Here is a 24,550-nt window from a genome sequence, read left to right on the forward strand (position 1 = left end):
TTCCGCCCCCTTCGCCACGCTTGAAATAGACGGCCATTCTGATTAGGCTTGCGCAGCAAGGTGAGGGCGTTCCACCTTTTCCAACCGCCCACTTTGAAAGGGGCTGATGACGCCTGAAACGCCTTCTTTTTGCTAAGGAGAGGGTCAGGCTGCCTGAAAGGTTTCGCCATGCACACCTCGCCGCTTGTCCAATGAGGAACTTATGATCAAGTCTGTGATTGCCATTATGATTGGCGGGGCTGTCGGCTGCGTCATCCGCTGGCTACTGGGCGTACGTCTTAACGCGTTATTTCCAGCGTTGCCGCCTGGTACCCTGGTGGTCAACCTGCTCGGCGGGTTTATTATCGGCGGGGCCATGGTCTATTTTCTGCGTCATCCCCAGCTCGATCCGGCCTGGAAACTGCTGATCATGACCGGGCTTTGTGGCGGTATGACCACTTTTTCCACTTTCTCGCTGGAAATAATGTCGCTACTCCAGGCGGGGAATTATCTCTGGGCGATGACTTCCGTATTGATCCATGTTGTCGGTTCGCTGCTGATGGTATTTGCCGGTTTCTGGGTAGTGTCGCTAATCCTGTGATGAAGCTAAGCGTGAAGTAAGACAGTGACGCGCCGGCGTCACTCAGAGGGCTTAAGCATAAAGCGAAGGGAAAGGGATGGGAGTCAAACATGCTGGCCTATGGAAGGCGCGGGTTGAGCTGTCAGGAATGATGTGTTTTACGGGCAGGCTCCGTTCCCGGAGCCGGCAATTTGTCTTTACCCTCAGCGACGTGCAGCGCTTACTCTTTCTCCGCCTTTTCCTGCGCTTCTTCTCTTTCTTCTTCAGCCTTTCTGACCGCCTTCCTCTCTTTCTCTTTCTCCGCTTTTTTCTGTGCTTCGGCTTCCGTCTCATCCATCAGTTCAATAGCACTGGCGCTGGCCGCATCAAACAGAGAGAGACTTTCGATCTGGTCGAGCATGATCACTTTACGAAATGCCATCGCCGATTTCGGTTCAGAATCGAGGGTGATATCGTGTTCGTGGTACCATTTACTGTAGTTATGCTCAATGTTCAGCTTAAACGTTTTACCATCGCGGTAGCCGCTCAGCATCGGGATCAGCACCAGATTGGCGGTTGAGGTTGCTTCGTAAGATGCCGTATGCACCATGCCAATATAGATGCGGCGCGATTTAAGCGTAATCCAGGCGAGATCGCCTTCTTCCATGCACTGATATAACAAACCTTCCACGCCGTTTGCGCGTGAGAGTTTCTGATACAGTTTTTTTCTGCCGCTACTGTCCAGTCTGGCGCTGCCTGACCAGCTCGAACGATAGAGACAAAAGGTGACGGCAAAGGCGAGCATTACCACAACCGGGGCCTGAATGCCGAGGAAACTCCAGGTCATAAAATCAACCTGCCAGTTATAACTGCCGGCGTCAAAAAACTCGGGTAGCGCGTTCATGAAAGCGGATAATGCGAGTAAAATCAACCAGATAATCCCGGTTGCAATGACGCCTTGTAAGACGAAAATACAGCCATAGAGCGCAACGAGGAAATAGACATCCCAGCCAAAGGAACGCTTGATTTTAAAGCGGGTAGAGAGATCGCGGCTGGTATACCAGTAACCACACACCATCAGTACCATAAAAATTGCCGTACCCATGTCAAGCCCTCTTCAGTGCGTTAACGTGGCGGGTAAAGTCACTGTGGACCTCGTTACTGTTGATATTGACCGATGCGCTACCATCTTCATCGATGATGATACGTTCCCCTTCTTCGATAGACTCTTCGATATCACGCTGTGACATGACCTGTAGCAGGGAATCGGGGCTGGAAAAAAGCGACATAATAAAGCGAAACATAGTGGACTCCGGTTATGACCAGATTTAAGCCTGGCATTATGTTGACGCTCCCGCTATCAGAAGTGTGAGAAAGCACAAGGCGCCATCCCTGGCGCACCTGGCCTAGCTGCCGGTCTGGGGCACGGGGTCATCCTGAAGATGCTTTTTAAGGTGTTTTTCGATCTGCTCCAGCGATTTCCCCTGAGTTTCAGGCGCAAACAGGATGGCGAAGATCCCGCCAGCCACGCCGATGGCCGCAAAAGCAAAGAAGGTCATCGTCAGCCCGAACGTCTCCAGCAGAATGGGGAACATAAAGGCGATGGAGAAGTTGGTCATCTGCATGGCGAACACCGAAACGCCGTTCGCCATTCCGCGAATACGCATCGGGAACATTTCCGACAGCAGCAGCCAGGTGACCGGAGAGAGCGCCCCCTGCTGGAAGCAGAGGAACACCAGCATACCGGCAAGCACCAGGTAGCTGCGCACCACGTCGGGATGACCGTTGACGGTTTCCGGCATCAGCCAGGTGATTAAGCCGATGGCCAGCAGCGTACAGGTACAGCCGATTTGGCCGGTAAGCAGCAGCGGGCGGCGGCCAAAGCGACTGAGCAGCATAATGCCGACAAAGGTCATAATGACCGAAATTACGCCGTTAGCGATAGTCGCCATCAGCGAGGCGTTGGTGCTTAAGCCTGTGGCCTGCAGCATGGTTGGCGCATAGAACATGATGGTATTTACGCCGGAGAGCTGTTGCAGCATGGCGATGCCGATGCCCAGCGCGACCAGCCGCTTCATCCAGACCGAGATGGTTTTCTGACGGCGGGCACTTTTCTCGCTTCGGGAAGACATGGAGTGGCGAATCTCCCCCAGTTCCTTCTCGACTATCCGCGATTTACGGGTGCGCTCAAGCACATCGCGAGCCTCACGGTAACGGCCATGCATCACATACCAGCGCGGCGTGTCGGGCAGGAACAGCATGCCGACCCACAGCACGACGGCAGGAACGCACGCCACGCCCAGCATCCACCGCCAGGTGGTTTCCCCGCCCCAGACCTCATTGATCGCGGCGTTGCTGGTATAGGCGATAAGCTGGCCGGAGACAATCATCAGCTCCTGCAAGGTGACAAACTGCCAGCGCCGGTTGGCGGGAACAATTTCCGCAATATAGATAGGCACGATCGCCGCCGCGCCACCAACGGCCAGACCGAGAATAAAGCGAAACAGGATCATCAGAACAACGTTGGGGGCCATCGCACAGCCCAGCGATCCCAGCATAAAGATCAGCGCCATCGCCAGAATGATCTTTTTCCGCCCAAGGCGATCCGCCAGGCGTCCCGCACAAATCGCCCCAAAGGCTGATCCCAGGATCAGAAAGCTGGTGACCATCCCTGTGGTCAGCGGGGTCAGATGGAGATCCTGTTTCATAAAGAGTAGCGCGCCGGCGATGACGCCGGTGTCATAGCCAAACAGCAGCCCGCCCAGCGTGGCGATAACGGCAATGACTTTTACCAGCGGTTCGGTCGACTGCGGCGTTTTGACTGCGCTGTCGGACGTCGCGCCGTTGAGTTGATTGGACACAAGTACTCCCTGAGAAATCGCGATGATGAAAATTTCATGTGATCTCTGTCACATGAAATGTAAATCTACTTCAAGATAGCGATTTTGCCAGGTATTGGACGTAAAAGAGGGATGATTGCTCATAATAAGAACAAATGAGACTAAAACAGGGGAAGAAAGGGTAAAAAGCGGGAAGGGCGGACGTCAGAAACTGCCGGAGCGATTTCCGGCAGTGCATTAACTATCGTTGTGCATTCTGAGTCAGCCTGGAGGCGGTAGTGAACCGGGAAGCGGTAACGTTCACTGAGGTGCGGTGATGATTTTCATTCAGCAGCGAACGCGGCGCGGCGCTGCTTTTCAGCTCGCTCACAGAATGAGCATCCGTTCTGACTTCGTTATATTCGTGCAACCAGCGAAGATACTCATCCATCACCAGCGTCATATCTTCACCCGGCTGGGTGGTACGAATATAAAGTTGTGCGCAGGAGCGCGTTTTATCCTGAATATAGATTTCGTATTTTTTATCCCAGGCGACGGTATCCTGACGTTCCCGAAGGATAACGTCATTAAAGCGCAGATGCTGCCAGCGCATTAAACGTTCATAAAAATGTTGTTTATCCATGACGGATTACTTTCTCCGTTTTTCGTATTATCGCTGTGTTTACCAACCCAACAGCCTGCCCGCAAAGCGCGGGAGTCAGTAGCCGAAGCGACATGAGCTTGAGGGAGTGATACTGCCGTGTTTTTTTTATTACGGCCATTTCAATTTAGACGAAAACGGCCCATAAGCCAGCGGAACGCGAATTTTCAGAAAAGTTCCAGAATCTGCTGGCGTCGGTTATGCGCTAACTGAATGATAATTTTGGTTTTACCTGAAAAGTTACAGAAAGAGGCGGATCTGTTTGTTCAGCGCAGCGTTGCTCGATGCGGGCGGCAATGGTAATTTCAGGGGAAAATTTATCAGGGATATGGGTATGAAGCAGCTAGTGATCGATATTTTAATGAAAATGGCCAAAATTGAAGTGGACGCCAAAGAGCTGATGGCCCAGGTTGAAGCCCAGTCCCTGCTGCTGACAGCGCTTCTGCTGACGGTAGGTAAACGGGGCAGCAGCGGCTCGACCGTTTCTGAAAATATCCAGAATGCGATTATGGCTGCCTCCAGCGGCGAGCAAAAATTTATGCAGTCGGATATCGATTTGCTGTTAACTCACGTCAATCGCCTGCTGGCAGTAGCCACCTATGTTGATGAAGTGGCAAAAAGCGAAGAGCAGAGTTGAAGCCTGCGGCGCATAACCGTCTCACTCCCTCTCTCATCACGGTAAACCGGGCCAGTCACATGGCCCCTCTTCTAAAGCAGCTTGTTGCGGGCACCTTATGCGTGATTAAGACCGCTTTTCCTGTTATCTGAACGCGTTATACCAGGAAGATACCTTATTTCTTCGATCTTTAAACCGCCCGTTGCCATCCTCGTTAGCGGGTTTACCGACGCTCCGCTTTTCAACCCGTCAGGCAACTTTCCTTACTGCTGTTCGTTGGTGGCAAAAAGAACGCATTAGCAGTCTTGTTTGGCTTAGGGCGAGGTATTACACCCTAAGCTCTGTCTCCAGAGTAAAGGCATGTCGCACCGGACGGGCGCTTAATGGGTTAACCTTTAATCAACTAGTTGAAAATCATAGGAAATATAATCACAACTTCCGACATAATTAATCATTGAGTAGCGGGCTGAAAAGCCCTATATTGGCCGCGCTTTTCACACAGTGGTTATTTTTTAATTCAATTTAGTCAACCGCGGTATAAAAATCCCCCGGTTGTAGGAGTGATATGATGACGGCTAAAGTCCGTATTGATAATTTTGATGCGAAATCAGTAAATGGCAACAATGAAGCCTACTTAGCGAGACAGGCGGAGTTTGAATCGAACGTCCGGAGTTACCCTCGTAAACTGCCTTTAGCGATTGCGAAGGCGGAAGGCGTCTGGATCACCGACGTTGAGGAGAACCAGTATCTTGACTGTCTGGCGGGCGCGGGGACCCTGGCGCTGGGCCACAATCACCCGGCTATTCTGCAAAGCATCCAAAATGTCATTACCAGCGGCTTGCCGTTACACACGCTCGATCTTACCACGCCGTTAAAAGACCGTTTCTCGGATTATCTGCTCTCGATGCTGCCGGGACAGGGCAAAGAGTACTGCCTGCAGTTCTGCGGGCCGTCGGGCGCGGATGCGGTTGAGGCTGCGCTGAAGCTGGCGAAAAAGCATACGGGCCGCAGCGGCGTTATCAGCTTCTCCGGTGGCTATCACGGCATGACGCATGGCGCGCTGGCGGTCACGGGGAATCTGTCACCGAAAGAAGCGATTAACGGCATGATGCCGGAAGTGCAGTTTATGCCTTATCCGCATCAGTACCGCTGCCCGCTGGGCATTGGCGGTGAGGCGGGCGTTAAGGCGTTAACGTACTATTTCGAAAACCTGATCAATGACGTTGAAAGCGGCGTACGTAAGCCCGCCGCGGTGATCCTGGAAGCTGTTCAGGGCGAGGGTGGCGTTAACCCTGCTCCTGTCGAATGGCTGCAGCGCATCCGTAAAGTGACTCAGGAACATGGCATTCTGCTGATTATTGATGAAGTTCAGGCAGGTTTTGCCCGTACGGGTAAACTTTTCGCCTTCGAACACGCGGGGATTGAGCCAGATATCATCGTGATGTCCAAAGCGGTAGGTGGCGGCTTGCCGCTGGCCGTGCTGGGGATCAAAAAAGTCTTTGATGCCTGGGAACCTGGCCACCACACCGGCACCTTCCGCGGCAACCAGCTGGCGATGGCGACCGGATTAACGACCCTGCAATATCTGCAGGATAACCAGGTGGCCGCGAAGGTCGCTGAACAGGGCGAGTGGCTGAAAGCACAGCTGGCGGCGCTGCAAAAACGCTATCCGGTCATCGGACACGTTCGCGGGCTGGGGCTGATGATCGGCATTGAAATCGTGAAGCCTGACGAGGCGCAGGATCATATGGGTTGTCATCCTGCTGATGGCGAGCTCTCTGCGCGACTGCAAAAAGAGTGCTTTAACGCGGGGCTGATTCTGGAGCGCGGTGGCCGTAACGGCTGCGTGCTGCGTCTGCTGCCTTCCTTGCTGATTACCAACGATGAACTGACCATTTTCCTCGATAAATTTGAAAGCGCCCTGTTAGCTGCCGGCGTTAAACCTGTTGCAGCGGAGTGAAGGTAATGTCTGACGCTAATCCAATTCTGGCTTCCTCAGAGCAGAGTATTGCCGCTTATCAGCAGGCTATCGCGCAAAGCAGCCAGGCGGTTGTGCAGTGGCTACAGCAGCCAGAGATGTACCAGGGCAAGACCGTCGCCGAACTGCGTGAACGCATCACCCTAGATTTTAATCCTGAAGGGCTGGGCAACCAGGCGGCCATCGGGCGGGCGATCGACTATTTTCTCAAAGACAGTCTGTCAGTCCATCATCCACAGTGTGTGGCGCATCTCCACTGCCCGAGCCTGGTGATAAGCCAGGCTGCCGAAGTGCTGATCAACGCCACCAACCAGAGCATGGACTCCTGGGATCAAAGCCCGTCCGCGACGCTTATTGAGATCAAGCTGATCGAATGGCTGCGCGGCCAGGTGGGCTATCCGGCGGGAGATGCCGGCGTGTTTACCAGCGGCGGAACCCAGAGCAACCTGATGGGGCTGATGCTGGCCCGCGACGCGTTCTTTGCCCGCCGTGGCCACTCCATTCAGCAGGAGGGTCTGGTCGGCGATCTGCGGAAAATCAAAGTGTTCTGTTCGCAGCACGCGCACTTTTCCGTGCAAAAAAATATGGCGCTGCTGGGGCTTGGCTATCAGTCCGTTACGCTTGTCAAAACCGATCGCTTTGCCCGGATGGATCTTAACGATCTGACCGATAAAGTGGCACAGGCGGAAGCGAACGGCGAGCAGATCCTGGCGATTGTCGCCACGGCGGGAACGACGGATGCTGGCGCTATCGATCCTCTGCGCGACATCGCGTCGCTGGCGGCGAAGCATCAGATCTGGATGCACGTTGATGCGGCCTGGGGCGGCGCGTTGTTGCTTTCAGAGAAATATCGCGATTATCTGGATGGGCTGGAACTGGCCGATTCCGTTACGCTGGATTTTCATAAGCAGTTCTTCCAGACCATCAGCTGCGGCGCCTTCCTGCTGAAGGATGCCCGCCATTACGAACTGATGCGCTATCAGGCTGCCTACCTTAACTCCGAATTTGACGAGGCTCAGGGCGTACCGAATCTGGTGGCGAAATCCTTACAGACCACCCGCCGTTTCGATGCGCTAAAACTCTGGATGGGCATGGAAGCGCTGGGGCAGAAGCAATACGCAGCGATCATCGATCATGGCGTTACGCTGGCGCAGGATGTTGCGCGTTACGTTTCCAGTCAGGATTCGCTGGAACTGGTTATGGAGCCTCAGCTGGCAAGCGTCCTGTTCCGCTATCGCCCCGCTCAGCTTGCGTCAGCAGACGCAACCACGGTGGCGCTGCTTAACCAGAAGATCGGCGATGCGCTGCTGGCGTCGGGGCGGGCTAACGTCGGGGTAACGGAATTTGCTGGCGTTACCTGCCTGAAACTGACGCTGCTGAACCCAACCGTGAGCCTGGAGGATATTAAAATCCTGCTTGGGCTGGTGGAGCGTACCGCACTGGAATTGCTGAACGCATAATGCGCTGCATAAGCAGATAACAGCCAAAGCCGATAACACTGCGTTATCGGTTTTTTTTTGTCTACAGGCTCAGGTCAGCGTGACGTTATCGCGCGACAGATAGTCACTCAACGAGATGAAGGGAGAAGGTGGCAGGTCAGCGTGCAAAAAAATAGATCAATTAATGGCCTTGATTGCCTGGGTGGTAGTCGTGTCGGGATGACGGAAAACCTCGCCGCAGAGCAGCACCGCCTCAGGACGACGCTCACGGACGCGCTCAGCCATCCGCTCGCAGACATAGCGCGACGGAAAGAGGTGTTCGGATACCGGCAGCGCCTCGCAGGCGTCGTGACCGCAGGCGCTCACGAGTAAAACAAATCCAATTAACATAGCTCACTCCTTTGAGATAAAAAGGGGCCAGTTGATAAGTATAGGCGAGCCGCTGAATGAAGGATCGGGAAACGTCTTGCAATATTTCCACACAGGTTAACGGCAGGGGTTTGACGGGGAGCAGCAATAAAAAAGCCTTTTCCGCTGAAAAGGCTTTACTGGCGTCACGACAAGCGGATTAGCGGGGCGTGGTAGCCGTTGTGGTGGTGCTGCTGCCGGTGCCCGATCCATCGTTACCGCCCATGGTGGCCAGCGCAACGCCCAGCAGAGCCGCAACGGCGCCCACGCCTGCAGCATCAGAGTTACCGCTGGACATGGCGGTCGCTTCACTGCCTGCGGCAGCGCCGGTCGTGGTGGCCGCCTGAACGGCAGTGCTGGCGGCAAGCGTCAGTAACAGGGCTAAAACAGTCGATTTTGTCATTTTTATTTTTCCTCAGGCGGATGGCTGTCAGTGCCGGAAGCATAAAGTGATTTACCGGACCTGAAAACCGGGGCGAAAAGCGGCTAACGCGCAGTTTTTACTAATGATTTTTGCTATCAGCGCCAGGCTTAACCTGAGCCTCCGGCAAAAGTCAGGAAAGAAGCCGGCAGCCGGGTTTAGCCTGAGGCAGGCAGGGCGTGACAGCCAGGCCCGCTAATTCAGATTTTTCCGCCAGTCCATACGGAATAATCCCGGTAACAGCCTTATCAGCGCCTGGCCATAAAAAAGATCCAGTACATCAAAGAGCGGGAAGGCTATTTTAGGATTAAATACGGCCCTGTTTTTTTTGCTAATTCTCCCTTTTTTATCTTAAGCCAAATATTATTTTTATTGCCGGGGATATGTGCTGATATTTTTGGCTGTTTCGAAATGTGAACAGGGCGCTTAAAAAACCGCATCCGGGATGCGAATTATCTTAGTTTTTTCGATAGCCGGTCTGTTTTAAGAACTCTGTCTCCTGACTGTGGCCTGATGGAATATCTGTCACAGCCCGGAGCTGACGTTATTATGCTGTTAACTGCTTTTACGTATATTAAAAACAAGACGGGCTATTTACAGGAATTCCTCACCGATCCACGAAAAACGGGCACCATAGCGCCTTCCTCTATGCGCCTGTGCAGAACCATGAGCGAGGCGATTGACTGGCACCGCTGCGAAAGCGTCGCCGAGCTGGGGGCGGGAGACGGGGTATTGACCAGACATCTGCTCACCAAAATGCGGCCAGATGCCGCACTGCTGGCATTTGAAACAAATCCCCGTTTTCTGCCCCGGCTGCAGGCCATCGGCGATCCTCGCCTGCAAATCAGCAGTGCCTCAGCCGAAACGCTGAGCGGAGACTATGACGCGATCTTCTCCGGCCTGCCGCTGCTGTCGCTGCCCGCGTCGGTACGCCACCGCATTCTTGAACGTGCGGCAGCGCGGCTTCGCCCGCAGGGCATTTTTGTTCAGTTTCAGTACACCGCCTTATCTGAATCCCTGCTCTCAGATTACTTTGCCTGGGAGCGGAGGCGCGTCTTCTGTAATTTGCCGCCAGCCTGGGTCTACCGCTGCTGTCCGCCTGAAAAGGTATCAGACAGTGCGGCCCGGCAGGTTATCAAGACGGCAGTATGACATTCAGATGAAGTTGAGATGGCAATCTTGCCACTCTTTGCCAGGCTTAAAATTCACTCAAACAGCAGGGGGAGAAAATGCACACTGAAACCGGGACGGACGCATCAAGCGATGAAGAAGTCTGCAACATTATTGGCAAGGCGGTGGTTGACCTGAGTATAACGGGACAGCCGGTTAACAGAGCTACGCTGGCACTCAAGCTGCTGACGATGGCGGATCAGGATGGGGATGACGAAAGAATTTTGCTCTACTGGATTGCCCGGCGGGCAATCAACGAGCCACACCGGTTTGCTGCGGCAGGCGTCTGATAGTGTGACTGCCCGGCACGGGATGCCGATGAACGGCCGCTTATCAAGGCGGCCGTTTTTGTTTCAGACGATGCGCCGGACGCCCGGAATGCGCGCCAGCAGCCCGCAGATCGCGGCGGAAATGGCATAACAGAGCAGCGCCAGCAGCGGAATAGTGATAATGGCCGAGTAGCTGTCGAAGCGGAGCTCAAGCAGGCGCAGCAGCGTTTCCAGAACCATCATATGCACAAAGAAGATGCCCAGGCTCAGCCTTGCAAGGGCGCGGATCAGGCCAATGCTTTTTCCGGAAAAGGCGAGCGGCGCATTGAGCAACATAAAAAAGAACGACAGCGAAACCACTACCAGCGTGGGGGCGGAATAAAACAGAAAGATTTCATTAGGCGAAAAAGTGCTGAGCGACAGCGAGTAACTCATTACCGCCGTTAATACGGATGAAAGAATAAAAATAATGGCGGCAAGGGTCACTTTAGGGTTGATATTATAACGACGGATAACGCCGCCAATAATATAAAACCCTGACAGGTAAACCACCATATCAATATTACTGCGCGCCGGGAGCGCATGTCCTTCCAGCAGATTAAGCTTCATATTATCAAATAACATATAGACTGAAGCCAGAACAAACCAGATGGTGACAATATAGTTAACCCGCTGCTGGCTGCCATGCTGAATAAAAGTATTGAGCAGCGGCGTGAGCAGATAGAGCAGCACCATGGTGTAGATAAACCATAAGTGCGGCCAGGCAGGGGTGCTTAACAGGTTAAGCAGGCTTATCGGCGTCGACAACCCGTTCAGCCTGCCATACAACAGATAGATCGCGGACCAGACCACCAGCGGAATCACTAAATTTTTTACCCGGTGCTTTAACGTACTGAGCAGGGATTCCGTTTTATTCAGTGAGATATAGCCAGCAAGCAGCAGAAAGAGAGGAAAAGCGATACGGCCAATCACCTCATACATGACGGAAACGGACCAGGCCGTGTGGAAATAGCTGAACGGGGCCGCCGCCGTGTGCAACAGAATAACCAGATAGGTTGCCACCAGCGTCAACAGCTTAATATTGAGTGTCTTCAACGCCTAACTCCTTGTCATGAAGCATAAACTGGCTTTTCTTTTTCAGTTTATCGCCAATGGGCTAAAGGTATCATATTCCGCTGGCTGGCGTATCTCTGTCCGTAAAAAAAGCACAGTTAATCGATCAAAAGGAGTGGCTGTGCTTCGCCATCGTTTCTCAAAGCGTGAAAGCCGCGAAGCGGCGCTTTTCAGGCGGACAGACCAGCACTACAGAATAAAAAGATGGCTGGCGCAAAGCCGAACATGCGCGGATTTTTATGCCGCATCAGGTTGATAACCGGAAACCGGGCGGGGAGCGTAGCTAAGGCATCAGCATAGTAAGGAGAAGTGAGGTGAAAAAATTCACTCAGGGGCGTGAAACTTGTTAAAATTGATCTTTCCCCCTTTTATCATGGAAGCGCTTATGTCATCTCCGATTTCTGAAATTGCTCATCCGGCCAACAGCCCAAAACAGGCAGCGTTACAGTTAGTGATTGAACTGGTCCGGGCAGGAAAACTCAGCCCGCTTCAGGGCGACGCGTCAAATATGATCTCGATCTACGAGCAGTTTAAAGCGCATTTCGAAGCCGACAAGCAGAAGCACTCCTCCGGTTCGGCGATTTCCTGATAACCCCAGGCAATCAGCCTTTGCGCGCGGCAGCAGGGGCGTTATCTCAGAAAAACGGGCGACGTTTGTCGCCCGTTTTTTTCTGCCCGCTTGATGCCCGTCCTAGCCGACGATGCGTCCCTGAGCCATACGTACAGCGTTATCACACATATAGTCGATCACGTCCGGATCGTGGCTCACCAGCACCATCGTCAGATTATCCTGCTGCTTGAGCGAGTTCAGCAAATTCAGAATTTCGGCCTGCACCGACATGTCCAGCGCAGAAGTCGGCTCGTCCAGCAGCAACACTTTCGGCTCCAGCAGCAGCGCCCGTACGATAGCCACACGCTGGCGCTGACCGCCTGAGAGCTGGTGTGGATAACGGTCAGCCAGCGCCGGATCGAGGCCCACGTGGCGGAAACCGCTGTCGATACGATCGTCGATGTCCGTTTTCTTCAACAGCCTGAGGGGTTCGGCAAGCGTACGCCGCAGCCGGTGACGCGGATGAAGCGAAGCGTAGGGATCCTGAAAGACCATCTGCACATCCTGACGAAGCTGGCCGGTAAAGGCTTTGCCCGGTCTGACGCTCTCTCCTGCGAGGCTCATCTGGCCCTGCCAGTGAGGATTCAGGCCCGCCATCACCCACAGCAGGGATGACTTGCCGCAGCCGGAAGGGCCGACCAGCCCGAAACATTCACCGGCGCGGACGTTCAGCGATACTTCATGCACTACCGTGCGGAAATCGTAACCCTGGCGATGCGAAACGCTTATATCAGAGAGTTCAATCATGTTCAGCGTGCACCTCCAGAGCGGCACGATCGAGGACGGGCAGCGGATGGCCGTGGGTCGCTTTACTGGGGCGGCAGGACCAGAGCGTACGCGTATAGGGATGCGTCGCCCGCGGCAGTTCGGCTGCGGGCAGCGTGTCCAGAATCTGGCCCTGATACATCACCATTACCCGCTCGCAATGTTCGGAAACCTGCTGAAGATCGTGGCTGATAAGCAGCAATCCCATATTGCGCTCTTCAACCAGACGGCGGATAAGCAGCAGCACCTGGTCGCGCATGGCATGATCAAGTGCAGAAGTCGGCTCGTCGGCGATCAGAAATTGCGGGTCGGCTATCAGCGCGATCGCCAGCATCACGCGTTGCCCCATCCCACCCGAAAGCTGATGCGGATAGCGATCCATCAGCTGGCGCGGCTGGGGCAGCCCGACCGCATCCAGCATTTCGCACACTTTTTCCGTGCGCTCGGCGCGGCTCAGCCTGGCGTGAAGCTTGAGCGGTTCAGCCACCTGCCAGCCGATAGTGCGCAACGGGTTCAGCGCGTATTTGGGGTCCTGCATCACCATTGCGAGCTGGCTGCCGCGCAGCTGACTCCAGCGTTTCTCGTTCAGCGTCAGCGCATTATGACCTGCCACCGTCAGCGTGCTGGCATGCAGCCTGAGCGAAGGCGAAAGCAGCCCCATCAGACTACGGGCGGTAAGCGATTTACCGGAGCCTGATTCGCCAACCAGCGCCACGCGCTCGCGCCCCAGCGAGAAGCTGATGTTGTTGACCAGCGTACTGCCGGTATTGCTGTAAATATGCAGCTGGTCAGCAACCACCAGCGGAGACGTATCATCCATTATGTCGGGTATCCAGTCGGTCACGCAGGCCATCGCCCGTCAGGTTAAAGGCCAGGCTGGCAAACAGGATCGCGCCGCCCGGCGCGGCGGCCACCCACCACTGGTCGAAAATCACCTTACTGCCTTCCGCCACCATGGAGCCCCATTCCGCCATCGGCGGCTGAACGCCCATGCCAAGAAAGCCAAGGCCGGCGGCGGAGAGAATAATGCCGCCCAGACTGAGCGCGGCACGCACCACGGCACCAGGCATACAGAGCGGCAGAATATGGCCAAACATCAGGCGCAGACCGTTAATGCCCTGCATGCGGGCGGCGGCCAGATAGTCGCTTCGCCGCAGCGCCAGCGTTTCCGCGCGCGCCTGACGGGCGAAGGGTGGCCAGCTGGTGAGCGCCAGTGCCAGCGCACCGTTAATCAGGCCAGGCCCCAGCATCGCAACCAGCGCGAGCGCAATAACCAGATTCGGCAGCGAAAGAAAAATATCGGTGATGCGCAGCAAGACGCGCTCCGTCCAGCCGCCCAGGTAGCCCGCGCTGATGCCGATCAGCAGGCCCACCGGAATGGTCAGCAGCAGAATCAGCGAGACCAGCAGCAGCGTGGGCCTCGCGCCATAAATCACTCTGGAAAGCAGGTCGCGGCCAAAGCCGTCAGTGCCAAACCAGTGCACGGACGAGGGCGGTAGCAGACGTTCGGACATCATCTGCACGTTGGGATCGAAGGGCGCCAGCAGCGGAGCCAGCAGCGCGGCCAGGATCAGCACTGCCACCAGCGCACCGCCGACGGCTAGCGACGTCACGCGCCGGGCGCGACGCGGTGGAGCGAGAGCGAGGTCGGTTACATTTTGCGTCATCGTGTTCTCGGATCGGTAAGCCAGGTTAAGCCGTCCGCCAGGGCGTTGAGCGTGATAAAGCAGCCGCCAATCAGCAGCGTCGAGCCCAGAATGGCGGGCGTGTCGGACGCGAACAGGGCGGTTGTCATATAGCGCCCGACCCCGGGCCAGGCAAAGACCGTTTCGGTCAGCACTGAGCCTTCCAGCAGCGTGGCATAGGAGAGCGCGAGCACGGTAATCAGCGTGCCGCGCACGTTAGGGAAGACATGCAGTAGGAGGATCCGGCCACGGCTGGCGCCTTTAGCCCGCGCCAGCGTGACATACTCTTTATTGCTCTCTTCAAGCAGCGCCGCGCGCAGCAGTCGGGTAATGCCCGCCATCGACAGCAGGCCAAGCACCACCACCGGCAGCCAGAGGTGGGCGATCGCATTGCGGAACATTTCCGCATCGCCGGAAAGCCAGCTGTCGACCAGCACCAGTCCCGTTTTGGGTTCGAGAGTATATATCCAGATGTCATCAAGCCGTCCCGGTCCGGCAGACCAGTGCAGTACGGCATAGAACAGCAGCAGCCCCAGCAGCCCCAGCCAGAACACCGGAACGGAATAGCCCAGCAGGGAGATCAGTCTGGCAGCATTATCGAGCAGGCTGCCCGGTTTCCATGCTGCCAGCAGCGCCAGCAGGATGCCGAAAAAAGAGCCAAACAGCATCGCACAGGTCGCCAGCTCAATCGTCGCCGGAAAAGTGCGCTGGAGATCGTCTGTCACTGGCTGACCGGTCAGCCGTGAAATACCCAGATCGCCGCTAAGCAGATGAGTAATGTAATGCCAGAATTGCATCAGTACCGGCTGATCGAGCCCCAGGTCATGACGAACCTGCGCATAGGTTGAGGCGCTGGCATGATCGCCGGCGATTTGCAGCACCGGATCGACGGGGGAAAGATGCGAAAGCAGAAAGGTAAACGCCAGCAGGCCAAGCAGCGTAATCGCCAGCGAGAGAAGGCCTCCCGCCACGCGACCGCTGCGCCGCCAGAACAGCCGGGCGAACCCGGCCTCAGAAAGCGACAATGCCATTACTTACTGACCTGACCGTAATAGACCATATCCGGGTTAATCCCCTGGACGTACCCTTTGATATTGTCGCGGACCGCAATCAGGTTGCGCGCCTGCAGGCCAATCACGTAAGGCGAGTTTTTCTGCACCTCGCGCTGCATCTCCTGATAAAGGGCGACGCGCTTTGCCTTGTCGCTCTCGGCGGTGGCGGCCAGCGTCTGCTTGTTCAGCGCCGGAATATGCCAGTTGGAACGCCAGGCCAGCGTTGTGCTGCCGTTTTCCGGGTTGTAGGCAAAGGCGGAGGCGTTAGTGTTGGGATCGAAATAATCCGCTCCCCACGCATTCAGCGTCGCCTCATACTTGTGCGCTTTCACCGTGGTGGCAACTTCGCTGCTGATCCCCGGGATCAGTTCAACCTTAACGCCGCCGCGGGCAAAGCTTGCCTGGAGAGCCTGAGCGATATCCAGATAAGGCGGCTGGTTGCTGACCGCCAGCTTAAAGCTGACGTTGGTCAGGCCGGCCTTGCTGAGGATCGCCTTCGCCTTTTCGGGATCAAAACGGTACGGGTTTTCATTCAGCGCGCCCAGGAAGCCTTCTGGCAGGAAGGATTGATGCACCTGGAACTGGCCTTTAAGCAGATCGTCGGCAATACCGTGGTAGTCAAACAGGTAGCGTGACGCTTCCCAGAAAGCTGGGTTTTTCAGTGCCGGCTTGGCGTCGATATTGAACTGCATGTAATAGAGCGAGGCCATGGGGATCGCCATCGGCTTCACGCCCGCGCGGTTTTTCAGCGCCGCCATCTGATCGGCACCCAGATTACGCGCAATATCCGCATCGCCCTGTTCCAGCAGCAGACGACGGGTAGCCGGGTCTGGCACATTTTTGATCAGCACGTTTTTCAGCTCAGGCGCGCCGCCTGGCGAGGTCGGGTTAGCGGAAAGCAGCAAAACCTCATGCGGAATATATTTGCGGATCTGGAACGGACCGCTGCCCGCAGAGTGCATGGCCAGCCATTTATTCCCCAGATCCCCTTTCTGCGCGTGGGCCTGAACGGTCTTTTCATCCACGATGGAGGCGGCAGGCGCGGCAAGCAGGCTCAGAACGTAGGTCGGGCTGACATCTGCCGTCCAGCTCACCTTGACGTGATTCGCATCGATTTTTTCCAGCTGCGCATCAACGTTATCTTTTGACCAGCCAAGCTGGGTCAGGATAAAAGAGGGATCAAGGTTAAGTTTGACCACGCGGCTGAGGGAAAAAATCACATCCTCTGGCCGTAGCGGATTGCCGGAGGCAAAGCGAGCGCCCTCTTTAAGCGTAAAAGTCAGGCTGCGGTTGTCGCTGCCCGGCTGCCAGGCGCTCGCCAGGGTGGGCCTGAGATCGGTCGGATTCTGCGGATCGGACTGGATCAGCCGCTGATAAAGGTTGGTAAACGCCTGCACCGAGGTGAGCTCAAAACCTTCTGCCGGATCAAAACTGCTGGCGTCGTCAATAGACTGGGCAATCACCAGCGTATCGGGCGGCGTGGCGGCGTGAGCAGTAACGGCACCGGCCAGCGCGACGGCCAGCATTGACGGAACTACAAGTTTCATGACGTTTCCTTAACCTTGAAGTGTGACCGCGAGTGTAGATGAGGCGGGCGCCGGATAAAAAGTAGATTATCCGCTATCGTTATTCCTGCAGGTTATAAGGCGTGGCGGTTAGTTATAATATGGGATCAGGATGGCGGAGCCAGCGTCAGCCAGAGCCACGGCGAGACGCCGATAAAATTGTTTAGCATATGCAGAAACACCGGCAGCTTCAGGCCGCCAGAGCGCAGGCGGGCATAGCAAAGCAATAACGAGAGCAGCGTCAGGGCGATCAGCGTTTGCAGATGGACATATTGCGTGTGCGCTGCCGCAAAGGCGAAGGAGGTAAGAAGCGCGCAGGCCAGTCGCTGTTTCGGTAGCCAGGTCAGCAGGCCCTGCAGGAGGAATCCACGAAACAGAATCTCTTCAAAAACCGGCGCCAGCAGCACGACTGCGAGCACAAACGCCAACATGCCTTCCGTACTTTCGCCGACCTGGCTGGCGGTCCAGGTTTCCTTTTGCAAATAGAACGACTGGGAAAAAATCAGTCCCAGCAGCAGCAGGCTGAAGACCAGTAGCTGGCCGGTACGGATATCGCCTGGTGGAATATCCCGGTAGCGACGACAGTACGCGCGGTAAAGCGGCACCAGCACGGCAAACTCCAGCAGGCACAGCACCGGCATCAGCATGCCGCTCCCCCGCAGTTCAGCATAATTGGGCAGTGCGCTGACTATTTGCGTGATGGTATACCAAATCAGGCACATGCCGATGCCGATCAGAGTGGTGGTCACTCTTTCAGAAGGTTGATTCATCGCATAAGTCCCTGTGCCTAAAGTCAGCGGATGGTAGCAAGCCCGCCCAGGGCTGTCGATAACCAGGATAAACCGCTGGCAGGCGCTAAATTGTTCAGCCTTTACGCCGATAAAGAAATAACCATCGTGCCCGGATAAGAAGTGGAGCACGATTTTTTAATGCCTGTGGAGAAGGATTTCTGGCGCATTCCACTGGATAAGGTTTGAAGTAGATGAGTCATCTTCCTGAACTGCGTCACCCGGCAGCCGGTGGCGATCAGAATACGACGTTTTTTACCCGACGCCTGCTGACTTCCCTGACGCGCCTGCTGAGCGGCGTAATGGTCATGGCGATGCTGATGGTCGTGGGTATCGTCTGGCAGCAGAATAAAGCCGCCGTCCGTCAGGAAAGCGCCCTGTTACAGAACGCCTGGGACAACAGCCGTCAGCATATGATGACCGACGTTCGGGATTACGCTTTCTGGGGGGAGGCGTGGAACAACCTGCATCTGCAGGTCAATACCGTCTGGGCGTTTGAAGAGGAAAACTTCGGCCCTGGTTTATACAGCGAATATCACTATGAAGGCGTATTCGTTGTGGATGGGAACGGCGTTACGCGCTACGCGGTGATTGATGGCAAGCTGGAAAACATCCAGCTGGAAAGCTGGCTTGGCGCACAAACCGCGCCGCTTATCCGCCGGGTCCGCACCATGGCGGCGGACGAAGATGCATTAACGCAGAATGCGATTGTGGGCACCACGCCCGCCATTATTGCTGCCGCACCGATCACCAACGGTAAAATCACCGGGCTGAAAACGAAGCCAGGTCCACCTTCGGTCATGCTGTTTGTTAACCGGTTCACCCCTGAAAAGCTGAAAGCCTTTGGCGAATCCGTCGGGGTCAAAAATGCCCGGATTCCCCTTAATGAGCAGGATAAAACCATTCAGCCTTTTTTACAGGAAGAGATCACTGAGTCTTTGCCGTTGGTGATCCGCTGGGATGCCAGCCAGCCGGGACAGACTCTGCTGATTTATCTTCTGCCGGTGCTCTTTATCTCTGCGCTGATTCTGGCGCTGGTGGCCAGAAGAGTGACCCGGCAGGCGCTGCATAACGCTGCGCTTTCCGACCAGCGCTTTAAGCAGCTGACGGACAGCCAGCGCGAGCTTGCGGCCAGCGAGGCACGCTTTCGCGATGTGGCGGAAGCCTCTTCCGACTGGATTTGGGAAATCGACACCTGCGGAAAAATTACCTATCTGTCGTCCCGCTTCGCCGCCGTCACCGGTTTAGAAACCACGTCGCTTGCTGGCAGGCCGATCGATGAGATCCTCCGGCATGATCGGGTGCCGGTCTCAAGCTGGATATTTCGCCAGCAGATTACCGGGCCGCGTCAACAGCTACGCTGCTACTCCTGCTCCGCAAAAGGAATGAAGCGTATCTGTAGCCTGGTGGCCAATCCGGTGGAACGGAACGGCGAGATTATCGGTTATCGCGGTACGGTGTCAGACATTACGGAAGAGGTTGAAGCCCAGGCACGTATTCATTATCTCTCACAGCATGACACGCTGACCGGGCTGCCTAACCGGCATTATATGCGTGAGTATATTCAGAGCAGGCTGATGACAAAGCCGACGCTGGATCGTCCGCTGGTGGTGATCAGCCTCGATCTCGATCACTTTAAGCCGATCAATGATACCTGGGGACATGCTGTTGGTGACGCCGTGCTTAATGATGTTTCTCACCGTTTGCGCAGCGTGCTGAATGCGGGAGATCTTGTCTCACGCGACGGCGGTGACGAATTTACGCTGATCGTTTCCGGTTTAAATACCGATGAGATTAACACCTGCTGTCAGGCGCTGCTTGATGCGCTTTCCCTGCCGTTCTGTTTCGGCCAGCAGGAACTGTTTATGAGAGGCAGTATGGGGATTGCGCTGGCCCCGAAGGATGCAAACCAGCCGGATGAACTGCTGCGTCTGGCGGATATTGCACTTTATAAATCGAAGCGGGAAGGGCGCAACCGCTGGAGCTGGTATACGCCGGAAATGGCTGCGAACCTGTTTCAGCGTCGGGAAATGGAGCGGAATTTACGGCGGGCGATCCTCAGCGATGAACTGCGCCTCTTCTATCAGCCCCGATACTCTCTCAGGGAAGGGCGGGCGGAAGGAGCAGAAGCGCTGATCCGCTGGGAACATCCGGCGACCGGGCTAATCATGCCTGACAGCTTCATCCCGCTGGCGGAAGAAACCGGGCTGATTATTGACGTCAGTGACTGGGTGCTGCTACGGGCCTGTACCGATGCCTTAAGCTTGCCGGGCACGATGTACGTCTCCGTCAATATTTCGCCTATTGAGTTTCGTAGCGGCAATCTGGCGCAGCGGGTGGCGGCCGCGCTGGCGAAAAGCGGCCTGGCGGCGAACCGCCTGGAGCTGGAGATTACCGAAAATATTACGATGGAAAATCCGCAAAGCGCGTTGGAAATTATGCGGGAGCTGAAAAAAATCGGCGTGAGGCTGACGGTGGATGATTTTGGTGCGGGCTATGCGTCGCTGGGCTTTTTGAAAACCTTCCCGTTTGACGGTATGAAGCTGGATCGATCTTATATGCATGATTTTCCGCATTGCCGACAGGCCTATTCTATCGTCGAGGGGATCATCGGGTTGGGTAAAGCGTTCTCACTGACGGTGACCGCCGAGGGGATAGAAACGCGTGAGCAGCTTGAAGAACTGAAAGCTATCGCCTGTCAGGAAGGGCAGGGTTACTACCTTGGCCGCCCGATGCCGTTACGCGTTTTTCTGCAACAGCTGGAGAGGCCATTTATCCCGTCAGTGCGCTTATCATAAACAGCGAAAAGCCCGTCACAGACGGGCTTTGCCGCTAGCGGACTTTCACCGCAACAAGGATCATTATCGCGGCATAAAGAAGAAAGATTGCCAGTTCCATAATGCGCTCCTTTTTTAAGATACTTCTTAATTATAGTGCAACGCATGTTTAATTAATGAACAAATCTTGCCCTTACGGTACGCGTCACAAAACGCCAGGGTGGACAGAAAGCGATTCTCTTCAAGGCCTTTATTCTGCTAACCTTTTGGGAAATTGCTGAATGTTAATGCAGAGGAGAGAAACAATGACATTTTATGGAAAGGGTGCGGTTGTCGCGGCACTGGTCATGCTGGCAGGGTGCCAGTCGGCCTCTCAGAAAGAAAATAGTGCCGTGGATCCGGAAATGGATCGCTGCGGTGCATCGCAGTACCAGCAGTATGTGGGCAAGCCGCTGTCGTCAATCGATAGCGTCAAGTTTAGTCATCCGATACGGGCAATTCCCTATAACTCTGCCGTGACCATGGACTTCAACCTTAACCGCCTGAACTTTATGGCCGATCAGAAAGGGGATATTTCCCGCGTTTACTGCGGCTAAAATTGGGCTTTACGGCCTGCTGTCATGACGATTTCTCTGTCAAAGAGAGTGGCATTTTCGTTCCGCTGTCAGAGAAATCGCCTCTGTTGACTCTTATCTCCTTGTCTGCTTTTACTCTGCATGTCCCAGGACTGATGAACAGGATAATTGGCCTGATAACCGGCGCGAAATTTTGCTGTCATCTGCCTGCAATACCCTCCAGATAGGGTTGAGAGATAGCAAGGCGTTCTTTCCGTGCCTGCAATAACGTAATGCTTGTCTTATTCCCGCTTCGTGCGGGATTTTTTTTGTCTTACGCTGAATAAGGCCGCGTCGTTTTCTTAATCTGGCGAAGCGGGGGACAGACAACGAGCTGTGCCGCTGGCCGTTTTCAACAGCTTCCGGTGCTTTATTCGTTGTTTTCTTCCAGCAGCAGCGTCAGCAGATTCCGGTAGCCCTGAAGCCTGACCTCATCCACCTCGCCCTCAAGCCTGGCAATCGCGCTGGCAATCATCGCCTTACTGGCCGTGGTTCTGCCGCTGCGCATCACTTCCGTCATAATAGCGGCCAGCAGCTCGCTCTCCTGAGGTCCATGAAAGGCCGGGCTGTTGAAATAGTCTGTAATGGCACGGCCAGCACTTGGTGCGGAATGTCCCATGATCGCCCTCCAGAAAAGCCCTGACCCTCACCCGGCGATTTACGGGGGAGGGAGGAAATAACGTCCTAAACGATCCGGTTTGCCAGAACGGCAAGCCGCCAGACTGCATGAAAAATAAACAGATGAAGATATAAAATACTGTAGATGTGCGCATGGATAAATCCAGTAACATACAGAAATATTTTCGCTTCTTTACGGGGCCATGGCACCCTGAGCGGGTGCATGTAAATATTTGCTTGTTTTCATAAGGGTATGGCGCGCTGTTTTCTCTGTTTCAGTGCAGCATCGTTAACCATTTTATAGATCAGCCATGCACTGCTTTCTCTGTTTTAAGAATCGGGTCCTTAGCCTTGCTACCTGTCAGTTACAGACTGCTTTCTTTGCTCAAAGACGTAACCATCCGCCTTTTTACGTGATCCAGCGATGAAGTATTTGTCCGTTTAAGGTCAACATAACAGGAGGAGAAGAGAATAGCGTCCAGGCGAGGCACGATGGAGGGCAAAAGGGTTAGTAAAAAAAGGGGAGTAAAAATATAATAAATTCAATCATTTATATTTTATTATCGCTTATTTTAATTTTGGGGGTTGTATCAGGCGGAGCATTATGAGTAAATGCACCGTCGGTTTTGAAACAGACAACGTATGCGAGCAATTTTAGTAAAGCAGTTTTCAGTTAAAGCGCTATCTTAGATATCTCTTCTTCCTGACTTCCTTCTTAAGTGCCTCATAAGTCCACCCTGTTGACAAACCCCGTGCCCTTTGTGGCTTAATACTTACTGAAGGAAAGACAACATGTCTAACAAAATGACTGGTTTAGTAAAATGGTTCAACGCTGAGAAAGGTTTCGGCTTCATTTCTCCAACTGACGGCAGCAAAGATGTATTCGTACACTTCTCTGCAATCCAGAACGGCGGCTTCAAGACGCTGGAAGAAGGTCAGAAAGTTGAATTCTCTATCGAAAACGGCCAGAAAGGCCCAGCTGCAGCTAACGTAACTGCACTGTAAGTTTTCAGATAGACTCACTGACTGAGGATGATGGGGTCAACCTGCCATCGTCGTCACTGAGAAAGAAAACCCGCCACCGGCGGGTTTTTTGCGTTTAAGGCGCCGGTAAAGCGCGTTATACCCCCTTCAGCCTTTTTTATTCGTGGCTATAGCTTCATCCTTTACGGTAACCGGTCATTCCTCTCTTTCCTGAATCCTGGCTTTAAGTCGCTTACCTTCCCGCAATCGCCATCTGTTACTGTTACACTATGATTTCATCACGATGTTATAAGGCTTCGTCATCACACGATGGAATCCTGGAAGGTTAACCTCATTTCAGTCTGGTTCGGCTGCCTGTTTACCGGGCTGGCGATCAGCCAGATCATCCCTTTTCTGCCGCTTTACGTTGAACAGCTGGGCGTAACGGATCACGAATCGCTAACCCTCTGGTCAGGGCTAATTTTTAGCGTCACCTTTATGGTATCGGCCGTTGTGTCACCGATGTGGGGCAGCCTGGCGGACCGCAAAGGACGAAAGCTGATGCTGCTCCGCGCCTCGTTAGGCATGGGGCTGGTTATCTTTTTACAGGCTTTTGTCACGGACGTCTGGCAGCTGTTCCTGCTGCGGGCGCTGATGGGGCTGACGTCCGGGTATATTCCGAACGCGATGGCGCTGGTGGCGACACAGGTGCCCCGCGACCGCAGCGGCTGGGCCCTGAGTATGGTGTCGACCGCGCAGATCAGCGGGGTGATCATGGGACCGCTAATGGGCGGTTTTCTTGCTGACTGGGTTGGCCTGCGGGCTGTTTTCCTGATCACGTCAGCGCTGCTAATGACCAGCTTTCTGATCACGCTGTTTTTGATCAAAGAGGGGGGCCAGCCGCGGATCAAAAAAGAGGATAAGCTGAGCGGCCAGATGGTATTTCGTTCGCTTGCGCATCCTGGGCTTATTATCAGTTTGTTTGTCACCACGCTGGTGATCCAGCTTTGTAATGGTTCTATCAGCCCCATTCTGACGCTGTTTGTGCGGGAACTGGCGCCGGATGTGCAGAATATCGCTTTTGTCAGCGGGATGGTCGCGGCGATTCCGGGCGTTTCCGCGCTGCTTTCCGCGCCACGGCTGGGCAAGCTCGGGGACCGGATTGGCGCCCAGCGCATTCTTTTTGCCTCACTCATCCTGACTTTTTTCCTGTTTATGGCGATGACATGGGTAGAGAGCGCCCTCCAGCTCGGCGTATTACGCTTTCTGCTGGGCTTTGCGGAAGGCGCGATGATGCCTGCCGTGCAGACGCTACTGCTCCGCCATGCCAGCGATCGCGTAACCGGACGCATATTCGGCTACAACCAGTCGTTTATGTACCTTGGCAACGTCGTGGGGCCGCTGATGGGCTCGGGGATTTCAGCGATTGGCGGATTCCGCTGGGTGTTTGCGGCCACGGCGGTAGTCGTACTGGTGAATACGGTTCAGCTGATGATGGTATGGCAGCGTAAAACGATGAATGCCAGAAAATAGAAGCCTCTCTCCAGCAGTAAAATCCGCAGGCAGGCGGCAAAATTGCGCCTCTCTGCCGCTTGAGTGGTCAACGCCACGCGCATCTGCTGGCGCAGGGGGATGGTTACCGCTCTGCGCTCGTTAATAATTTCTTAAACATTTAATGTCT

Annotated in this window: 25 protein-coding genes and 1 riboswitch; of the genes, 11 read left to right on the forward strand and 14 right to left on the reverse strand. The window is 54.7% G+C overall.

The features are described 5' to 3' along the window. Positions 1–50: 50 nt before the first annotated feature. A riboswitch (Fluoride riboswitch) is annotated at positions 51–123 on the forward strand. A gap of 79 nt (positions 124–202) precedes the next feature. After that, a complete protein-coding gene (crcB, locus tag EA20_RS0112680) occupies positions 203–580 on the forward strand; it encodes a fluoride efflux transporter CrcB (RefSeq protein ID WP_024967185.1) in 378 nt (125 codons plus the stop codon). Between the two features lie 199 nt (positions 581–779). On the opposite strand, the gene EA20_RS0112685 is transcribed toward crcB, so the two are convergent. The 4 genes from EA20_RS0112685 to EA20_RS20990 all read right to left on the reverse strand — a co-directional run bounded on the left by EA20_RS0112685 (position 780) and on the right by EA20_RS20990 (position 4,000). Beyond that, entirely contained in the window at positions 780–1,643 is an 864-nt protein-coding gene (locus tag EA20_RS0112685; RefSeq protein WP_024967186.1) for a hypothetical protein, read from the reverse strand. A 1-nt stretch (position 1,644) separates the two neighbouring features. Then, entirely contained in the window at positions 1,645–1,842 is a 198-nt protein-coding gene (locus EA20_RS0112690) for a hypothetical protein (RefSeq protein ID WP_024967187.1), read from the reverse strand. Between the two features lie 102 nt (positions 1,843–1,944). Further along, on the reverse strand, positions 1,945–3,399 hold the full coding sequence (locus EA20_RS0112695; protein WP_024967188.1) for a sugar porter family MFS transporter: 1,455 nt from the start codon (positions 3,397–3,399) through the stop codon (positions 1,945–1,947). Positions 3,400–3,619: 220 nt separating this feature from the next. Next, positions 3,620–4,000: a hypothetical protein gene (locus tag EA20_RS20990; protein ID WP_024967189.1), complete on the reverse strand. Its 381-nt coding sequence runs from the start codon at positions 3,998–4,000 to the stop codon at positions 3,620–3,622. Positions 4,001–4,352: 352 nt separating this feature from the next. On the opposite strand from EA20_RS20990, the gene iraP reads away from it, so the two are divergent. The 3 genes from iraP to EA20_RS0112715 all read left to right on the forward strand — a co-directional run bounded on the left by iraP (position 4,353) and on the right by EA20_RS0112715 (position 8,072). Further along, on the forward strand, positions 4,353–4,655 hold the full coding sequence (gene iraP / locus EA20_RS0112705) for an anti-adapter protein IraP (protein ID WP_024967190.1): 303 nt from the start codon (positions 4,353–4,355) through the stop codon (positions 4,653–4,655). Between the two features lie 547 nt (positions 4,656–5,202). Next, entirely contained in the window at positions 5,203–6,594 is a 1,392-nt protein-coding gene (locus EA20_RS0112710; RefSeq protein WP_024967191.1) for a diaminobutyrate--2-oxoglutarate transaminase, read from the forward strand. A gap of 5 nt (positions 6,595–6,599) precedes the next feature. Beyond that, positions 6,600–8,072, forward strand: a complete 1,473-nt coding sequence (locus tag EA20_RS0112715; RefSeq protein ID WP_024967192.1) for an aspartate aminotransferase family protein — start codon at positions 6,600–6,602, stop codon at positions 8,070–8,072. A gap of 156 nt (positions 8,073–8,228) precedes the next feature. On the opposite strand, the gene EA20_RS0112720 is transcribed toward EA20_RS0112715, so the two are convergent. Together EA20_RS0112720 and yjbE are read right to left on the reverse strand one after the other, a co-directional pair. Continuing rightward, positions 8,229–8,441, reverse strand: coding sequence for a hypothetical protein (locus tag EA20_RS0112720; protein ID WP_024967193.1), 213 nt, complete (start codon positions 8,439–8,441; stop codon positions 8,229–8,231). Positions 8,442–8,619: 178 nt separating this feature from the next. Beyond that, on the reverse strand, positions 8,620–8,862 hold the full coding sequence (gene yjbE, locus EA20_RS0112725; protein WP_024967194.1) for an exopolysaccharide production protein YjbE: 243 nt from the start codon (positions 8,860–8,862) through the stop codon (positions 8,620–8,622). A 567-nt stretch (positions 8,863–9,429) separates the two neighbouring features. On the opposite strand from yjbE, the gene EA20_RS0112730 reads away from it, so the two are divergent. Together EA20_RS0112730 and EA20_RS0112735 are read left to right on the forward strand one after the other, a co-directional pair. After that, positions 9,430–10,032 (forward strand): class I SAM-dependent methyltransferase, encoded by a 603-nt coding sequence (locus EA20_RS0112730; protein ID WP_024967195.1) that lies wholly within the window; start codon positions 9,430–9,432, stop codon positions 10,030–10,032. Positions 10,033–10,109: 77 nt separating this feature from the next. Beyond that, entirely contained in the window at positions 10,110–10,340 is a 231-nt protein-coding gene (locus EA20_RS0112735; RefSeq protein ID WP_024967196.1) for a DUF2767 family protein, read from the forward strand. Positions 10,341–10,403: 63 nt separating this feature from the next. Here EA20_RS0112735 and EA20_RS0112740 read toward each other — a convergent pair whose 3' ends face one another. Next, entirely contained in the window at positions 10,404–11,414 is a 1,011-nt protein-coding gene (locus EA20_RS0112740) for an acyltransferase (RefSeq protein WP_024967197.1), read from the reverse strand. 403 nt (positions 11,415–11,817) lie between these two features. On the opposite strand from EA20_RS0112740, the gene EA20_RS0112745 reads away from it, so the two are divergent. Continuing rightward, a complete protein-coding gene (locus EA20_RS0112745; RefSeq protein ID WP_024967198.1) occupies positions 11,818–12,021 on the forward strand; it encodes a hypothetical protein in 204 nt (67 codons plus the stop codon). A gap of 102 nt (positions 12,022–12,123) precedes the next feature. On the opposite strand, the gene EA20_RS0112750 is transcribed toward EA20_RS0112745, so the two are convergent. The 6 genes from EA20_RS0112750 to EA20_RS0112775 all read right to left on the reverse strand — a co-directional run bounded on the left by EA20_RS0112750 (position 12,124) and on the right by EA20_RS0112775 (position 17,879). Continuing rightward, positions 12,124–12,789, reverse strand: coding sequence for an ABC transporter ATP-binding protein (locus tag EA20_RS0112750; RefSeq protein ID WP_024967199.1), 666 nt, complete (start codon positions 12,787–12,789; stop codon positions 12,124–12,126). Then, entirely contained in the window at positions 12,782–13,660 is an 879-nt protein-coding gene (locus EA20_RS0112755) for an ABC transporter ATP-binding protein (RefSeq protein WP_051516356.1), read from the reverse strand. Before EA20_RS0112755 ends, EA20_RS0112750 begins: the two co-directional genes overlap by 8 nt. Continuing rightward, positions 13,620–14,474 (reverse strand): ABC transporter permease, encoded by an 855-nt coding sequence (locus EA20_RS0112760; RefSeq protein WP_024967201.1) that lies wholly within the window; start codon positions 14,472–14,474, stop codon positions 13,620–13,622. Before EA20_RS0112760 ends, EA20_RS0112755 begins: the two co-directional genes overlap by 41 nt. Further along, complete coding sequence (locus EA20_RS0112765) at positions 14,471–15,523, reverse strand: ABC transporter permease (RefSeq protein WP_024967202.1); 1,053 nt, start codon at positions 15,521–15,523, stop codon at positions 14,471–14,473. Before EA20_RS0112765 ends, EA20_RS0112760 begins: the two co-directional genes overlap by 4 nt. Next, positions 15,523–17,091, reverse strand: a complete 1,569-nt coding sequence (locus tag EA20_RS0112770) for an ABC transporter substrate-binding protein (protein WP_024967203.1) — start codon at positions 17,089–17,091, stop codon at positions 15,523–15,525. The genes EA20_RS0112765 and EA20_RS0112770 overlap by 1 nt, the downstream gene beginning before the upstream one ends. Positions 17,092–17,216: 125 nt before the next feature. Beyond that, positions 17,217–17,879, reverse strand: coding sequence for a CPBP family intramembrane glutamic endopeptidase (locus EA20_RS0112775; protein WP_024967204.1), 663 nt, complete (start codon positions 17,877–17,879; stop codon positions 17,217–17,219). Positions 17,880–18,091: 212 nt separating this feature from the next. Between EA20_RS0112775 and EA20_RS0112780 the strand changes: the two genes are divergently transcribed. Both EA20_RS0112780 and EA20_RS0112785 read left to right on the forward strand, forming a co-directional pair. After that, positions 18,092–20,695 (forward strand): EAL domain-containing protein, encoded by a 2,604-nt coding sequence (locus EA20_RS0112780; RefSeq protein WP_024967205.1) that lies wholly within the window; start codon positions 18,092–18,094, stop codon positions 20,693–20,695. A 284-nt stretch (positions 20,696–20,979) separates the two neighbouring features. Beyond that, positions 20,980–21,270: an I78 family peptidase inhibitor gene (locus EA20_RS0112785; protein ID WP_024967206.1), complete on the forward strand. Its 291-nt coding sequence runs from the start codon at positions 20,980–20,982 to the stop codon at positions 21,268–21,270. 388 nt (positions 21,271–21,658) lie between these two features. Here the strand turns inward: EA20_RS0112785 and EA20_RS0112790 are convergent, their stop codons facing one another. Continuing rightward, positions 21,659–21,907: a biofilm development regulator YmgB/AriR family protein gene (locus EA20_RS0112790; protein ID WP_024967207.1), complete on the reverse strand. Its 249-nt coding sequence runs from the start codon at positions 21,905–21,907 to the stop codon at positions 21,659–21,661. A gap of 791 nt (positions 21,908–22,698) precedes the next feature. Between EA20_RS0112790 and cspA the strand changes: the two genes are divergently transcribed. Together cspA and EA20_RS0112805 are read left to right on the forward strand one after the other, a co-directional pair. Further along, positions 22,699–22,911, forward strand: a complete 213-nt coding sequence (gene cspA, locus EA20_RS0112800) for an RNA chaperone/antiterminator CspA (protein ID WP_013200976.1) — start codon at positions 22,699–22,701, stop codon at positions 22,909–22,911. A gap of 288 nt (positions 22,912–23,199) precedes the next feature. Further along, positions 23,200–24,402, forward strand: coding sequence for a multidrug efflux MFS transporter (locus EA20_RS0112805; protein WP_024967208.1), 1,203 nt, complete (start codon positions 23,200–23,202; stop codon positions 24,400–24,402). Positions 24,403–24,550: the final 148 nt, after the last annotated feature.

Source organism: Pantoea sp. IMH, from assembly GCF_000599885.1.
Taxonomy (GTDB): domain Bacteria; phylum Pseudomonadota; class Gammaproteobacteria; order Enterobacterales; family Enterobacteriaceae; genus Erwinia.

Excerpts from the sequence above, each read along its gene's own strand:
- EA20_RS0112690 (WP_024967187.1), bottom strand. The coding sequence starts at position 1,842 with ATGTTTCGCTTTATTATGTCGCTTTTTTCCAGCCCCGATTCCCTGCTA.
- EA20_RS0112780 (WP_024967205.1), top strand. The coding sequence starts at position 18,092 with ATGAGTCATCTTCCTGAACTGCGTCACCCGGCAGCCGGTGGCGATCAG.
- iraP (WP_024967190.1), top strand. The coding sequence starts at position 4,353 with ATGAAGCAGCTAGTGATCGATATTTTAATGAAAATGGCCAAAATTGAA.
- EA20_RS0112750 (WP_024967199.1), bottom strand. The coding sequence starts at position 12,789 with ATGATTGAACTCTCTGATATAAGCGTTTCGCATCGCCAGGGTTACGAT.
- EA20_RS0112745 (WP_024967198.1), top strand. The coding sequence starts at position 11,818 with ATGTCATCTCCGATTTCTGAAATTGCTCATCCGGCCAACAGCCCAAAA.
- EA20_RS0112720 (WP_024967193.1), bottom strand. The coding sequence starts at position 8,441 with ATGTTAATTGGATTTGTTTTACTCGTGAGCGCCTGCGGTCACGACGCC.
- EA20_RS0112790 (WP_024967207.1), bottom strand. The coding sequence starts at position 21,907 with ATGGGACATTCCGCACCAAGTGCTGGCCGTGCCATTACAGACTATTTC.
- EA20_RS0112755 (WP_051516356.1), bottom strand. The coding sequence starts at position 13,660 with ATGGCCTGCGTGACCGACTGGATACCCGACATAATGGATGATACGTCT.
- EA20_RS0112685 (WP_024967186.1), bottom strand. The coding sequence starts at position 1,643 with ATGGGTACGGCAATTTTTATGGTACTGATGGTGTGTGGTTACTGGTAT.
- EA20_RS0112785 (WP_024967206.1), top strand. The coding sequence starts at position 20,980 with ATGACATTTTATGGAAAGGGTGCGGTTGTCGCGGCACTGGTCATGCTG.
- EA20_RS0112760 (WP_024967201.1), bottom strand. The coding sequence starts at position 14,474 with ATGACGCAAAATGTAACCGACCTCGCTCTCGCTCCACCGCGTCGCGCC.
- crcB (WP_024967185.1), top strand. The coding sequence starts at position 203 with ATGATCAAGTCTGTGATTGCCATTATGATTGGCGGGGCTGTCGGCTGC.
- EA20_RS0112775 (WP_024967204.1), bottom strand. The coding sequence starts at position 17,879 with ATGAATCAACCTTCTGAAAGAGTGACCACCACTCTGATCGGCATCGGC.
- EA20_RS0112735 (WP_024967196.1), top strand. The coding sequence starts at position 10,110 with ATGCACACTGAAACCGGGACGGACGCATCAAGCGATGAAGAAGTCTGC.
- yjbE (WP_024967194.1), bottom strand. The coding sequence starts at position 8,862 with ATGACAAAATCGACTGTTTTAGCCCTGTTACTGACGCTTGCCGCCAGC.
- EA20_RS20990 (WP_024967189.1), bottom strand. The coding sequence starts at position 4,000 with ATGGATAAACAACATTTTTATGAACGTTTAATGCGCTGGCAGCATCTG.
- EA20_RS0112770 (WP_024967203.1), bottom strand. The coding sequence starts at position 17,091 with ATGAAACTTGTAGTTCCGTCAATGCTGGCCGTCGCGCTGGCCGGTGCC.
- EA20_RS0112715 (WP_024967192.1), top strand. The coding sequence starts at position 6,600 with ATGTCTGACGCTAATCCAATTCTGGCTTCCTCAGAGCAGAGTATTGCC.
- EA20_RS0112765 (WP_024967202.1), bottom strand. The coding sequence starts at position 15,523 with ATGGCATTGTCGCTTTCTGAGGCCGGGTTCGCCCGGCTGTTCTGGCGG.
- cspA (WP_013200976.1), top strand. The coding sequence starts at position 22,699 with ATGTCTAACAAAATGACTGGTTTAGTAAAATGGTTCAACGCTGAGAAA.
- EA20_RS0112805 (WP_024967208.1), top strand. The coding sequence starts at position 23,200 with ATGGAATCCTGGAAGGTTAACCTCATTTCAGTCTGGTTCGGCTGCCTG.
- EA20_RS0112730 (WP_024967195.1), top strand. The coding sequence starts at position 9,430 with ATGCTGTTAACTGCTTTTACGTATATTAAAAACAAGACGGGCTATTTA.
- EA20_RS0112710 (WP_024967191.1), top strand. The coding sequence starts at position 5,203 with ATGACGGCTAAAGTCCGTATTGATAATTTTGATGCGAAATCAGTAAAT.